This window comes from Rhodococcus pseudokoreensis (assembly GCF_017068395.1).
In the GTDB taxonomy this organism is placed as follows: Bacteria; Actinomycetota; Actinomycetes; order Mycobacteriales; family Mycobacteriaceae; genus Rhodococcus_F; species Rhodococcus_F pseudokoreensis.
Genome location: NZ_CP070619.1, coordinates 5400056 through 5413365, shown reverse-complemented (window position 1 = coordinate 5413365; position 13310 = coordinate 5400056). Strand labels below are relative to the sequence as shown.

The following is a 13310-nucleotide window of genomic DNA, read 5'->3' as shown; positions in this document are numbered from 1 at the left end:
ACATGCACCGTGCGAGCGCGACCGAGCGCATCGAGACGCGCGAGGCCGTTCACCGGGTGATGTGCCGCTACATGGAACTGTGTGACGTTCCGTCCGTGCAGTTCTCGGCCGAGGAACTCGGAGCCCTCTTCACTCCCGACGCGGTGTGGGAAGGCGTCGGCAGCGACTACGCGCACAAGTTCGGCAGGCGGCAGGGCCGCCGGGAGATCGTCGGAATGCTCACCGCGTACCTGCCACCGAGCTCCCATTTCCGGGGAAATGCGCACCTGCTCGGCAACGAGCAGATCGACGTGGACGGACCCACCGCGCAGGGGCGGTGGGTCATGCAACAGCTGTCGCGGTACGAGGACGAATCGGCCGAACTGCTCGTCGCCCGCATCACCGCCGAGTGCGAAGTCCGGGACGGCACCGCCCGGATCAGCCACTTCACGACCGAGAAGCTGTTCGCCACCCGCCTCGACGAGGCACCGCGACTGCTCGAATCGAATTGAAAGAGACACCATGACCACTTCACTGGATCCGACTTTGTCGGAGACCAACTTCGCGGACCTCGCCACCGACGACCGCGTGGACGGATCGCTGTACACCGACCCCGACATGTTCGAGGCCGAACTCGAGCGAATCTTCTATCGCACCTGGGTGTGGGTCGCCCACGAGAGCGAGATCCCCGAGGCCGGAAGCTTCAAGATGGCGACCATCGGCAGGCAGCCGGTGATCGTCAACCGCGACCGCAAAGGAAATTTCAACGTCCTGCTGAACCGATGCCGCCACCGCGGGGCCAGCGTCTGCGAGGTCCCCAAGGGCAAGGCTAACGGGTTCACCTGCCCGTATCACAGCTGGTCGTACGCCCTCGACGGGCGGCTGCGCGGAATCCCCTACCCCGACGGCTACGACGAGGACCTCGACAAGAAGGACCTCCCGCTGCAGAGCCTGCGGGTGGAGTCGTACGCGGGCATGATCTTCGCCAGCTTCAACCCCGACATCGAGCCCCTCGACGAGTTCCTCGGTGACGCGAAGGTGTGGATCGACCTGTTCATGAAGCAGGGCGCCGGCTACCCGATCAAGACCCAGGGCGAGCACTGCTTCCGCTTCCGCGGCAACTGGAAGATCCAGTTGGAGAACACCACCGACGGCTACCACTTCCCGATCGTGCACCGATCCTGGATGTCGTCCGTGGATGCCGAAACCGCCGACATGCTCTCCTTCATGACCGACGACAACGCCGTCACGCACGCGCTCGGCAACGGCCACAGCGTCGCCATCATGGTCCCCGAACACGTCGACCTGGACCACGACGACGGCACCGAGAAGATTCAGGCCCGCTTCGACCACATCGTCGAGGAACTGTCGAAGACGATGCCCGCCGACCAGGTCCGCCGCATCGTCCGGTCCATGCACGGCGCCGGGTTCAACCTCAACATCTTCCCCAACGTCGCGATGTCGATGTCGTTCTTCCGGGTACTGCGGCCGATCGCGGTCGACGAGACCGAGATCCGACACATCGCCCTCGGCATGGACGGCGGACCCGAGATCGTCAACCGCGAACGTCTCCGCATCCACGAACACTTCCAGGGCCCGTTCGGGTTCGGCAGCCCCGACGACTCCGAGGCCTGGGACCGGGTGCAGCGCGGCTCCCGCGGCGCACCCGGAATGCCGATCATGGTCAACCGCGGCCTGAACCGCGAAGCACTCGACAGCGACGGGCACCGCACCTCGCACGTCACCGACGAAACCGGAATGCGCGAGGCCTACGCAATGTGGAAGAGGATGATGACCGATGAGCACTGACCTCCTGACGATCGCACTGTCCGACACCCGGGTACTGCAGGCGATCGAACTCGTCTGGCACGAAGCGGCCCTGCTCGACGCCAAGGACTACCAGACCTGGGACGCCCTGTGGACCGACGAAGGCCGGTACGTCATTCCCATCGACCCCGACACCGACGACTTCGACGGATCGCTGAACATGGTCAACGACGACACCCGGATGCGGCGCATGCGGATCGAACGATTGACCTCGGGGTATTCGATGTCCGCGCTCGCCGCGGCCCGCACCGTTCGCACCGTCTCCCGCTTCACCGTCGAGGACCGCACCGAGGACTCGATCACGCTGAAGTCCGCGCAGATCCTCGTGGGCTTCAAACGCGACGACCAGCAGACCCTCGCCGCCGACGTCACGCACCGCATCCGCGACACCGAGGCCGGGCCGCGGCTGGACCTGAAGGTCATCCGGCTCGTCAACTCGCAGGCCGCGGTCAACGCCTCCGGCTACCTCCTCTGACCTTTCCACCCAGAAACAGGAGTTCGACATGGACCACGTCGCAGTAGTCACGGGCGCCGGACGCGGACTCGGTGCCGCCATCGCCCGCGCGTTGCACGACCGCGGATATCGTGTACTGGTCGCGGACATCGACGAAGCCGCCGCGAAAGAGACTGCGGTGAACTTGGATTCCTCCGGGAACACCGCCGTCGCCGCCGTCCTCGACGTTCGGAAGAGGACCGACTTCGAGTCCCTGCGCGACCGGGTCGTCGACCTCTGGGGCGGGGCGGACATCCTCGTCAACAATGCCGGCCGTTCCCAGACCGGCTCGTTGATGGACATCAGCCCGGAGGAATTCTCGGACATCGTCGAGATCAACCTCAACGGCGCGTTCCTCGGCTGCCAGGTGTTCGGGAGCCACTTCGCCGAACGCGGCTACGGCCGCATCGTCAACATCGCCTCGCTCGCCGGCCAGAACGGCGGGACGGCGACCGGAGCCCACTACGCGGCCGCGAAGGGCGGCGTCGGAACGCTGACCAAGGTCTTCGCCCGGGAACTCGCACCGTCGGGTGTCACCGTCAACGCGGTGTCCCCCGGACCGCTGGACCTGCCGGTGGTGCGCGAGACGGTGCCCGCGGACAAACTGGCCGCCATTCTCACCACCATCCCCGTCGGCACACTGGGGTCGCCCGAATTCATCGCCGAGACGGTCGCCCTCCTCGCATCCCCGGCCGCCGCGTCGGTGACCGGAGCCTGCTGGGACGTCAACGGCGGCCTGTACATGCGCTGACCCCGCTCGAGGGCGACGGGTCGCAGCACCGGAGGAAGAATCACCATGAGCATGTTCACTGTCAAGGTCGCGGAGATCGTCGAGGAAACGCCGGACATCAAGTCGTTCCGGCTCGTCCGCACGGACGGTTCACCGTTCGATCCGTACCCTGCGGGCGCCCACATCGACATCCTCGGACCCACCGAGGTCCTCACCCAGTACTCGCTGTGCAGCCCGCCGCACGAGTCCGAATCGTATGTCGTCGCCGTCAAACGCGAGACCGGTCCGCGCGGTGGCTCGGCGGCGCTACACGATCACGTGACGACCGGCAGCGAGTTGCGGATCAGCGGGCCGCGGACACTGCTCACGCTCGCCGAGGACGCCGATCGGCACATCCTCGTCGCGGCGGGGATCGGGCTGACGCCGATGCTGAGCCTGGCGTTCGCGTTGCATCGGCAGGGGCAGCGATTCGACCTGCACTATTTCGCGCGGACGCGTGAGCAGGCCGCGTTCGTCGACCTGCTGGAGAATTCGGACTTCCGGCAGGACGTGCACCAGTACTTCGGCCTCACGCGGGACGACCAGTTCTCGGCGCTCGAGAAGATCCTGGCGGACGCGTCCGCCTCCACCCACGTCTACACGTGCGGCCCCGAAGGTTTCATGGATCGGGTGCGCCTGCTGGCCGAACCGGCGGTCGGCGAGGACGCGGTCCACTTCGAGCACTTCGAGGCGGCGACGCCTGTCGCGACCGAGTCGGACACGGCGTTCGAGGTGGAACTCGACACGGGCGAGGTGTTCGAAGTGCCGGCCGGAAAATCCATCGCCGACGTACTCGAAGAGAACGACATCGACATCGACACCTCGTGCCGGGAAGGGATCTGCGGCACGTGCGTCCTGGACGTACTCGAGGGCGAACCCGACCACCGCGACAATTGCCTCACCAAGAGTGAGAGAAAGGCGGGAGACAGAGTTGCCGCCTGCGTGTCGCGCGCGAAATCCGCGCGACTCGTCGTCGAGCTTCCCTGAACACTGTCAGGTCACGGAGAGTCCGGCCTGCAGAATGTCGCGCACGAGTACCGCAATGCTTTCTGCTCCGGTCTTCTCCTTGATCCGCGTGCGATGCACGTCGACCGTCTTCACGCTGATACCCAGCTCTTTGGCGATGTTCTTGCTCGGCAACCCGTCGAGCACGAGTGCGAGAATTTCCCGTTCCCGCACCGTCAGCGCGTCGATCCGACCCTGCAATTCCGTTCGGTTGCGACGCTCGCCGAATCGTTGCCGCGCGACCCGGAGCGCATCCTGGATCACGTCGAGCATGTGCTGCGGATCGTAGGGCTTCTCGATGAACGTCAGCGCACCCCGCTGCAATGCCCGCACCGACATCTTGATGTCACCGTGCGCCGACACGAAGATGATCGGAATCGGGGATTCGTCGGCGAGGAGTGTCTCCTGGAGCTGGAATCCCCCGACCTCCGGCATCCGGACGTCCAGGACGAGGCAGGCCGGGATGTCGCGGCGGTACTCCTCGAGAAACGACTGCACCGAGAAGTAGTACTCCGACGTGATGTTGACCGAATCGAGTAGCCACGCAAGCGATGCGCACAACTCCTGATCGTCGTCGACGATGTAAACCCGTGTTTCCTGCTGCTCCATCGAATCCTGCCTCGCACAGATCGCTTGCTTCCCCGTCCAGTCAACACCGACCGTAACGGAAGCGACAGCCAACTGAAGAAATCCCCTAGCCGGGTACGCGACTTACTGCGAGAAAGTAGCGTCGCCGCCAATGTTCCAGCGCACGAGCGCGTCATATCCTTCTTTACAGGATCGCCGGCGCCACGTGGTGACACGACTTCCCGTTCCGACTCACGGAGGCTGAAATGCCCGAACTCACTCCCATGCAATTGAACTTCCGCACCGCCATGGCGAATCTGCCCGCCGCGGTCAACGTCGTGACCACCGACGGCCCCGCCGGGCGCTGCGGAATGACCGTCACCGCCGTCTGCTCGGTCACCGACTCCCCGCCCACGGCGCTCGTGTGCGTGAACCAGAACAGCGCGATGCACAACGTGTTCCGGGAGAACGGCCGCGTCGGCATCAACGTGCTGTCCGGCGACGACGAAGAACTGGCCATGCATTTCGCGGGCGCGACGAAAGTGGCGATGGCGGACCGCTTCCAGTGGGACATCTGGGAGGAGGACACCGGTGACGGTGTCCCGATCCTGCGCGCCGCCCACGTGGTGCTCGCGGGCCGGATCGCCGACATCAAGACAATGGGATCGCATTCGGTGATGTTCATCGAACTCGACCGCGTCCGGACCCGCGAACAGGGCGACAGCCTCGTCTACTTCCAGCGCAAGTTCCACCGTTTGTCGGTCCCGGTCGAGTCTCCCGACTGGCTGTTCTACGACGAATGGTCCGATCCGATCACCGTGACACCCGCCCTCGTTCCCGCCGCAGCCGGAGGTAGATAGACATGGACACCTCGTCACCACCCGAACGCCTCCCGCAGGATTCCGACCTGCAGGAGCTCGCAGATACCCGCGCCGCCCTGACGTTTCGTCTCAGCGCCCTGGTCCTCGCCCTGTTCCTGCCACTGCCGATTCTCGGCGGGTTCACCTCGCTGCTGGACGGCGTCGTGTTCAGCGGTGTCACCGTGGCGTGGCTCTACGCCGTCGCGCAATTCGCCGTCGCCATCGTCGTGGCCCGGTACTACATGGCGCGTGCCGCCGAACTCGATGCCCAAACCGAACCGCGGACGAAAGGATAACGCGCCGTGAACCTCGTCTCTGCGTCACTCTTCGCGGCGCTCGTCGCCGTCACCCTGATGATCACCGCGTGGGCGTCCAAGCGGAACAAGTCGGCGGCCGATCACTACGTCGCGGGCGGCAGCCTCACCGGTCGCCAGAACGGTGTCGCGATCGCCGGCGACTTCATCTCTGCCGCCTCGTTTCTCGGCGTCACCGGTGCGATCGCCCTCACCGGTTTCAACGGGTTCTACCTCGCGGTCTTCGTGCCCGTCGCGTTCGTACTCGCGATGCTGCTGATCGCCGAACCGCTGCGCAACCTCGGCCGCTTCACGCTGGCGGATGTCCTCGCCACCCGCTTCCCCGGCAAGGACGTGCGCTCGATGATGGCGCTCAGCACGGTGGTGATCAGCGTGGTCTACCTCGTGTCGCAGTTGGTCGGCGCCGCATTGCTCGTGTCGCTGCTGTTCGACCTCGACTACGCGGTGGCCGTGCTGATCATCGGAACACTCACCACCGCATACACGCTCGTCGGTGGGATGCTCGCCACCAGCTGGATCCAGATCATCAAGACCGGTCTGCTCATGGTGTGCGCCGTCGTCCTGTTCGTTCTCGTGCTGGTGCGCTTCGACTTCAACCCCTTCGGCCCGTTCAGCACCGCGCTCGCCGAGTTCGGTCAGTCGTTCGTCGCACCGCAGCGGACGTCGGGCACGGCGTCGTTCGACCAGTTGTCGCAGACCGTCGGACTCGTTCTCGGCGTCCTCGGCCTGCCGCACGTCATGATCCGATTCCTCACCGTCCCGGACGCGAAGCAGGCGAGAACGTCCGCCTACACGGCGATCTGGATCTTCTTCGCGTTCTACCTCCTCGTTCCCATACTCGGCTACGGCGCCGCCAAGCTGGTCGGGGTCGAGGTGATCAAGTCCGAGAACCGCGGCGGCAACCTCGCGGTCGCCCAACTCGCCGAAACCGTCGGCGGCGGCGTGCTGCTGGCATTCGTCGCGGCCGTGGCGTTCGTGACCATTCTCGCCGCACTGTCCGGCCTGGTGATCGCGACGTCGGGTGCGATCGCACACGATCTGTACGGGCAGGTGATCCGCAACGGATCGGTGTCCGCGAAGGCTCAGCACCGCGCGGCCCGGGTGGCCACCGTGGCGACCTGCGTCATCGGTGTCGCCATCGCGTTCGCGGCGCAGAAGCAGAACGTCGCGTTCCTCGCGTCGCTGGGAATGTCCATCGCCGCATGCGCGAACCTGCCTGCGCTGCTGCTGACCATGTACTGGAAGCGCATGACGGCACGCGCCGTCATCTCCGGCATCGTCGTCGGGCTGGTGCTGTCGATCACCGTCATCCTCCTCAGCCCCGTCGTCCAGGGGCCGGGCTCCATCCTCGGATTCTCGAACCCGGCACTCGCCGTGGCACCCCTCTCGCTGGCGGTGTCCGTCGTGGTCGCGCTGCTGTCGGCGCCGTCAGGAGAAACCAAGGCACGGGCCGACCGCCTCTTCTCGATGATGCGCACCCGGGCGCTCACCGGACAGACCGAGACGAAGAACGACGACACGATGGCGGCGATGCAATGAAGACGGAAGTGCAGTCTCCCAGCCCACTCCGGGACCTGACCGAGCAACTGGCGTCGGGCGGAACGACGCCGACCGCGGTGGCGGAGTCGGCGCTCGCGCGGATCGCGGATCTGGACCCGGCGATCCACGCCTGGGCCCACCTCGATCCCGACGCGGTGCGGTCTGCGGCCGCCCGGATCCAAACCAGCGATCCCGGCGGGGTGCTGTGGGGTGTTCCCGTCGGCGTCAAGGATCTCATCGACGTCGCCGGCATGCCGACGCGCTGCGGCAGTGAGCTGCGGAGCGCGGAACCGGCGTCGACGGACGCCGACTGCGTGGCCCGTGCGCGCGCACTCGGCGCACTCCCCGTCGGCAAGACCGTGACCACCGAGTTCGGGTACTTCAAGCCAGGGCCCACCCGCAATCCACGCGCCGTGGACCACACCCCCGGCGGGTCGTCGAGCGGTTCGGCGGCAGCGGTGGCCGCGGGCATGGTGCCGCTGGCGTTCGGCACGCAGACCGCGGGATCGCTGACCCGGCCTGCGTCGTTCTGCGGAGTCGCGGGTTTCGTCACCGCCCACGGCGAACTCCCGACCGCCGGCATCACCGGATTGAGTCCCCGTCTCGACACGGTGGGGCTGCTGGCACGCACGGTGTCCGATCTGCACTTCGCGTGGACGGCGCTGCGCGACGGCACCCGGGCGCCCGTACTCGAGCCTTCCACTCCGCGCCGGCTCCGCCTGTGGAGTGGGTTCGAACTCGGCGAGGTGTCCCCGGACATGACGGCGGCGCTCAGGACCACCGCGGGTACCGCGCAGTCCGCGGGTGTCCGGTGCCGTGAGGTCGATGCCGCCGCGGCCGTCGTGGCGCTGACGGAACACCACCACACGGTGATGGCGTACGACGCGGCCCGGGAACGCGCCGTCGAGGCGGCGCAGCCCGAGAAGATCAGTGCTCCCCTCGCCGAGTTGTTCGCGGCGGGGGCCCAGACCACCGAGGCGCAATACCGTGCCGCCCTGGCCGGAATCGCCGAGACCCGGCGGTTGCTGCTCGCGGCGCTGGACGAGGACGAGGCCATCCTGGGACCCGCCGCGCTCGGTGCCGCTCCCCGCGGCCACGACGCGACGGGGACGCCGGTGCTGAGCCGACCGTGGCAGGCGATGGGCCTGCCCGTGGTCACCATCCCCGGCAAGCGCGACAGCGCGGGCCTGCCCCTCGGATTGCAGCTGATCGGGCGCCCGGGCGCCGAACAACGCCTATTCGAGACGGCGGCGTGGCTGGAATCCGTTCTCTGACACCGCTCGCGGGTCGTCTGTGGGTGGCTCGCCGGGAACTCTGTCAGATGGTGTCGACACTCAGTAGGTGTTCGATACCGCGGAGATCATCCGCGTTGCGGGTGACGAGTCGGGCGTTGTTGGCGTGCGCGGTGGCGGCAATCATCAGATCGAGGGCTCTGGGCTGCGGTTTGCGGCCGTACGCTCGCACCGCCGCGGCCAGCTGTCCGTAACTTCGAGCGACACCTGCGTCGACGGGGAGTGGTTCGAAGCTGCGTTCCACGGCGATCAGCCGCTGCAACCGTTGAGCCCGTTGTTCCGCGGTGGCCGCGACCAGGAGTCCGAAATGCAGTTCTGCCAGGCTCACCGCACTGATTGCGATCTCCCCGTCAATGGAGGGGACATCGTTCGCGATCAGGACGCTCGTGTCGAGCACCGTTCTCACCGCGGGGTCCACGGGTCTGCGATCGGGTCGTCGATCAGATTGCAGTCGGCCTCCCACGTCGGATCGGTGTCCGTACGAAAGACGTCGGCGATCTCGTCGAAGGCACACCACGTCTTCCGACCGGCCGGGCCGAGGATCGCGCTCGGCCGCCCGGCGACCGTGATCAACATCGTCTCCCCAGCTTCGGCACGCTTCACATAGTCACTGGCGTGCTGGCGCAGTTCCTTCAAGCCGAGACGCTTCACATCGCCTATGGTAGCACTAATGCTACCTCGGTATCGGCGCGAAACCTCGACCGCCTGTCCTTCCGTGGTGCCCCGCGCGACCGAATTGTGCGCCGATCTCACACGCTGATCGGCAGGAGTTCCTGTTCGCGGAAGGCTCGCGGCGACACGCCGTACGTGTCTTTGAACAGCCGTGAGAAGTGCGAAGAGTTGACGAGACCGTGCCGGGCGCAGATGGTTCCGATGCTCTCGTCGCGGAAGCGGGCGTCCTTCAGATCGCGGCGACTCTTCTCGAGCCTGCGGTGACGGATCCACCCGGCCACCGTGTGCCCGTCGGCCTCGAACATCTTCTGCAGGTGCCGCGTCGACACGTGGTGGTGGGACGCCACGGTGGCGGTGTCGAGTGCAGGGTCGTGCAGGTGCGCGTCGATAAACGACTTCACCCGGAGCAGCAGTGTCGCGCCCGGAGCGGTGGCGTCGGCGGGTGCCTCGGCCTGCACGGCGGCACTGAGCAGGTCGACGACCGCGTCCTCGACGAGCGGGGTCGTCGGCATCGTGCCGGTCACGACGGAGTGGTGGAGGTTCGTCAGGAACGGTGAGACGAGCGCGCCCATCCCGCTGCTGCCGCGGATGCGGCGCGCCGACACGGTGCCCAGTTCCCGCGAGGCGATGCGCAGCATTTCGCGGGGAAACATCAGCACGAACATGCTGAAGTCGCCGGCGAAGTGCAGGTCGTACGGCTTGCTGGTGTCGTAGACGGCGAAATCACCGGGCCCGAGCACGGCCTCACGGTCGTCCTGGACGATGACGCCGCGGCCCGACAGTTGCAGACCCACCTTCACCAGGCCCGGGTCGGACCGCTTGATGGACGTGCGGGTCCGCCGGACGTCCACCGCCCGTCCCCCGACCTCGCTGAGCTGCAACCCGCCGAGCGCGGTGCTGCGCAGGGTCCCGGTGAACCTGGCCTCGCCGTCCTCGGCGGTGGACACCACGGCGAGCGGGACGAACGCCGTGGAGACGGCCTGCCGCCAGTGCTCGAACTGCCCGTCGTCGTCACGCGCGTGTTCACCACCGAGACGCACCTTCGATCACCTCACAGAGCGGAGCGGTTGTCGATCAGTCGCCGTGCCTTGCCGAGCGACCGCTCCAGTGCGCCGGACGCCACCACGTCCACCTTCACGCTCACTCCGATGCGGTTCTTGACCAGCTTCTGGAGTTCGGCGGCGGAACGGGGATGATCGGTGGCGGACGCGTCGGGGCGGGCTTCGACTCGTACGGTCAGTTCGTCCATCCTACCGGGGCGGTCGAGGATGCACTGGAACTGCGGGGCCAGCGCGGAGACGGTGAGGATCAGTTCCTCGATCTGGGTGGGGAACAGATTCACCCCGCGCAGGATGATCATGTCGTCGGTGCGCCCGGTGACCTTCTGCATCCGCCGCACCGACCGTGCCGTGCCCGGCAGCAGGCGGGTGAGGTCGCGGGTGCGGTAACGGATGATCGGCATAGCCTCCTTGGTGAGCGAGGTGAAGACGAGTTCGCCCTCCTCGCCGTCGGGCAGCACGGCACCGGTGACCGGGTCGATGATCTCCGGGTAGAAGTGGTCTTCCCAGATGTGCAGGCCGTCCTTGGTGTCGACGCATTCCATCGCCACACCGGGGCCCATCACCTCGGACAGCCCGTAGATGTCGACGGCGTCCATGTTCAGCTGCTTCTCGAGTTCGGTGCGCATCTCCTCGGTCCACGGTTCCGCCCCGAACACCCCGGTCCGCAGCGACGTCTTCGACGGGTCGATGCCCTTCTTGATCATCGCGTCGACGATCGTGAGCATGTACGACGGGGTCACCATGATCGCGTCGGGTTCGAAGTCCTCGATCAGCTGGATCTGGCGGTCGGTCATGCCCCCGGACATCGGGATCACCGTGCAGCCCAGCCGTTCGGCACCGTAGTGCGCGCCGAGGCCGCCGGTGAACAGGCCGTACCCGTACGCGACGTGCACCTTGTCGGAGGGCTTCACGCCACCGGCCCGCAGGCTCCGGGCGATCAGGTCTGCCCAGTTGCTGATGTCGTTGGCGGTGTACCCGACCACCGTCGGGCGGCCCGTGGTGCCGGACGAGGCGTGGATGCGGGAGACCTTCTCCTGCGGCACCGCGAACATCCCGAACGGGTAGTTGGCCCGCAGGTCCGCCTTCGCGGTGAACGGGAACTTCGCCAGATCGGACAGGTCCTTCAGGTCGCTCGGGTGAACACCCGCGTCGTCGAACGCCTTCCGGTAATGCGGAACGTTGGTGTACGCGTGGAGAAGTGACCACTGCAGACGTTCGAGTTGCAGCGTCGAGATCCGGTCGCGCGTGGCGAACTCGATGTCCTGCGAGGGCGTGGCGATACTGGTCATTCTAGTCTCCGGGGTGGGCGGGCTGGGTAAGGTCAGGCGTCGAAATCGACGGTCACGTTGTCGCTGACCGGGAAGGTCTGGCACGTCAGCACGAAGCCGGAGTCGACCTCGTAGTCCTCGAGCGCGTAGTTGCGGCGCATGTCCACGTCACCGCACGTGATCTTCGCGCGGCACGTTCCGCAGACGCCGCCCTTGCAGGCGAACGGAAGGTCGGAGCGGTACTTCTCGGCGGCGTCGAGGATCGACTCGTCCCGCGGCAACGTCGCGGTGGTCGAGCGGCCGTCCAGCACGAGGGTCACTTCGCTGCTCGGCCCGGTGACACCGGGTTCGCGGTGCTTCTCCATCGGCGGCGGGACGTCGTCGACGAAGAACAGTTCGTGGTGCACGCGGCTCTTGTCGATCTGCAGTTCACCGAGCACCGTCTCGGCGTCGGTGACCATCCCGAACGGGCCGCACAGCCAGAAGTGGTCGATGTCGGCGAGCGGCACGATGGACGTGAACAGGGCGCGCAACCGGTCGGCGTCGAGGCGCCCGGTGAAGAGTTCCACCTCGCGGGGCTCGCGGGACAGGACGTGCACCACGTCGAAGCGCGACCCGTACATGTCCTTGAGGTCGGCGATCTCCTCGGCGAACATCACCGTGCGGGTGCGCCGGTTTCCGTACAGGAGAACGACTTCGGCCTCGGGGTTGGCGAGCATCGACGCGGCGATCGACAGCATCGGCGTGATGCCCGATCCGGCGGCGATCAGCACATGGCGACCGCCGGCCTCGGGGTCGGCGACGAACGTTCCGCTCGGCCCCTGCACCTCGATCCGGTCGCCGGGCCGGACGTCGCGGACGAGCCACGTCGAGAACAGGCCGTCGGACACCTCGCGCACACCGACCCGCGGCGCGGAACCGGCAGGCGCGCAGATGGAGTACGAGCGGCGGTGCTCGACGCCGTCGATCGTGCGCCGCAGGGTGAGCGACTGGCCGGGGCCGAACGCGAACTCGTCGGCGAGGTCGGCGGGAACGTCGAACGTGACCGCGACCGCGTCGTCGCAGAGGGATTCGACGTCGGCGACGGTGAGCGTGTGGAACGCCCTGTTGCGCAACGCCGCACCGGGCTTCGGGGACACCGCTGTGGTCATGATCAGATTTCCTTCACGTGATCGAAGGGTTCGAGGCAGTCGAGGCACCGGTACAGGGCCTTGCACAGCGTCGCCCCGAATTCCGAGTCGAGACGGGTGTTGGCGGAGTGGCACACCGGGCACGTGACGGCCCGCGGCTTGACGGTGAGGGTCAGCGGGACGGGACCGGACGTGCGCAGAGGCGCGGGCCCCGGCGTCGAGTAGCCGTTCTCGCGCAGCTTGCGCCGGCCGTCGTCGCTGATCCAGTCGGTGCTCCACGGCGGCGTGAGGACGGTCCGGACCTCGACGCTGCCGAAGCCGGCGTCCTGCAGGGTGTGCTCGATGTCGTCGCGCATGGTGGCCATGGCGGGGCACCCGGAGTAGGTGGGGGTGATGGTGACGACCACCGATCCGTCGGCGTGTTCCTCGACGTCGCGGAGCACTCCCAGATCGGCGAGCGTGAGCATCGGCATCTCCGGGTCCAGGACGGACTCGGCGAGGCGGCGGGCGTCGGTGCGTACTGCGGTGGTCATG

The 13310-nt window shown here is 67.0% G+C and carries 16 protein-coding genes; 9 read left to right on the top strand and 7 right to left on the bottom strand.

The annotated features are described in order from the left end of the window. Positions 1-2 precede the first annotated feature (2 nt). The 5 genes from JWS13_RS29900 to JWS13_RS29880 are packed head-to-tail and all read left to right on the top strand — an operon-like array spanning position 3 to position 4055. The gene (locus JWS13_RS29900) at positions 3-491 is read left to right on the top strand and encodes a nuclear transport factor 2 family protein (RefSeq protein ID WP_206011791.1); all 489 of its coding nucleotides are present in this window, start codon (positions 3-5) and stop codon (positions 489-491) included. Positions 492-501: 10 nt separating this feature from the next. After that, positions 502-1788 carry an aromatic ring-hydroxylating oxygenase subunit alpha gene (locus JWS13_RS29895; RefSeq protein ID WP_206008994.1) on the top strand — a complete coding sequence of 429 codons (1287 nt, stop codon included), beginning with the start codon at positions 502-504 and terminating at the stop codon, positions 1786-1788. Further along, positions 1778-2281 (top strand): aromatic-ring-hydroxylating dioxygenase subunit beta, encoded by a 504-nt coding sequence (locus JWS13_RS29890; protein ID WP_206008993.1) that lies wholly within the window; start codon positions 1778-1780, stop codon positions 2279-2281. The genes JWS13_RS29895 and JWS13_RS29890 overlap by 11 nt, the downstream gene beginning before the upstream one ends. Before the next feature lie 28 nt (positions 2282-2309). Further along, positions 2310-3050, top strand: coding sequence for an SDR family NAD(P)-dependent oxidoreductase (locus JWS13_RS29885; RefSeq protein WP_206008992.1), 741 nt, complete (start codon positions 2310-2312; stop codon positions 3048-3050). A 45-nt stretch (positions 3051-3095) separates the two neighbouring features. Beyond that, entirely contained in the window at positions 3096-4055 is a 960-nt protein-coding gene (locus tag JWS13_RS29880) for a PDR/VanB family oxidoreductase (protein WP_206008991.1), read from the top strand. A 6-nt stretch (positions 4056-4061) separates the two neighbouring features. Here the strand turns inward: JWS13_RS29880 and JWS13_RS29875 are convergent, their stop codons facing one another. Then, complete coding sequence (locus JWS13_RS29875; RefSeq protein ID WP_072936999.1) at positions 4062-4682, bottom strand: response regulator transcription factor; 621 nt, start codon at positions 4680-4682, stop codon at positions 4062-4064. 224 nt (positions 4683-4906) lie between these two features. Here JWS13_RS29875 and JWS13_RS29870 point away from each other — a divergent pair, with 224 nt between their 5' ends. The 4 genes from JWS13_RS29870 to JWS13_RS29855 are packed head-to-tail and all read left to right on the top strand — an operon-like array spanning position 4907 to position 8627. Further along, positions 4907-5500: a flavin reductase gene (locus JWS13_RS29870; RefSeq protein ID WP_160094675.1), complete on the top strand. Its 594-nt coding sequence runs from the start codon at positions 4907-4909 to the stop codon at positions 5498-5500. Between the two features lie 2 nt (positions 5501-5502). Further along, the gene (locus JWS13_RS29865) at positions 5503-5796 is read left to right on the top strand and encodes a DUF485 domain-containing protein (RefSeq protein ID WP_206008990.1); all 294 of its coding nucleotides are present in this window, start codon (positions 5503-5505) and stop codon (positions 5794-5796) included. Between the two features lie 6 nt (positions 5797-5802). Further along, positions 5803-7353, top strand: a complete 1551-nt coding sequence (locus JWS13_RS29860) for a solute symporter family protein (RefSeq protein WP_206008989.1) — start codon at positions 5803-5805, stop codon at positions 7351-7353. Further along, complete coding sequence (locus JWS13_RS29855) at positions 7350-8627, top strand: amidase (RefSeq protein ID WP_206008988.1); 1278 nt, start codon at positions 7350-7352, stop codon at positions 8625-8627. Before JWS13_RS29860 ends, JWS13_RS29855 begins: the two co-directional genes overlap by 4 nt. A 43-nt stretch (positions 8628-8670) precedes the next feature. Here the strand turns inward: JWS13_RS29855 and JWS13_RS29850 are convergent, their stop codons facing one another. From JWS13_RS29850 to paaD, 6 genes are all read right to left on the bottom strand, one after another. Next, positions 8671-9042, bottom strand: a complete 372-nt coding sequence (locus JWS13_RS29850) for a type II toxin-antitoxin system VapC family toxin (RefSeq protein ID WP_241032393.1) — start codon at positions 9040-9042, stop codon at positions 8671-8673. Between the two features lie 5 nt (positions 9043-9047). Further along, positions 9048-9296 carry a type II toxin-antitoxin system Phd/YefM family antitoxin gene (locus JWS13_RS29845; RefSeq protein ID WP_241032392.1) on the bottom strand — a complete coding sequence of 83 codons (249 nt, stop codon included), beginning with the start codon at positions 9294-9296 and terminating at the stop codon, positions 9048-9050. A gap of 98 nt (positions 9297-9394) precedes the next feature. After that, positions 9395-10357: an AraC-like ligand-binding domain-containing protein gene (locus tag JWS13_RS29840; protein ID WP_206008986.1), complete on the bottom strand. Its 963-nt coding sequence runs from the start codon at positions 10355-10357 to the stop codon at positions 9395-9397. Positions 10358-10368: 11 nt separating this feature from the next. Continuing rightward, positions 10369-11667 carry a phenylacetate--CoA ligase PaaK gene (gene paaK, locus JWS13_RS29835; RefSeq protein ID WP_206008985.1) on the bottom strand — a complete coding sequence of 433 codons (1299 nt, stop codon included), beginning with the start codon at positions 11665-11667 and terminating at the stop codon, positions 10369-10371. Positions 11668-11699: 32 nt separating this feature from the next. After that, positions 11700-12797 (bottom strand): 1,2-phenylacetyl-CoA epoxidase subunit PaaE, encoded by a 1098-nt coding sequence (paaE, locus tag JWS13_RS29830; RefSeq protein ID WP_206008984.1) that lies wholly within the window; start codon positions 12795-12797, stop codon positions 11700-11702. Between the two features lie 2 nt (positions 12798-12799). Next, positions 12800-13309: a 1,2-phenylacetyl-CoA epoxidase subunit PaaD gene (paaD, locus tag JWS13_RS29825; protein WP_160094681.1), complete on the bottom strand. Its 510-nt coding sequence runs from the start codon at positions 13307-13309 to the stop codon at positions 12800-12802. Position 13310: the final 1 nt, after the last annotated feature.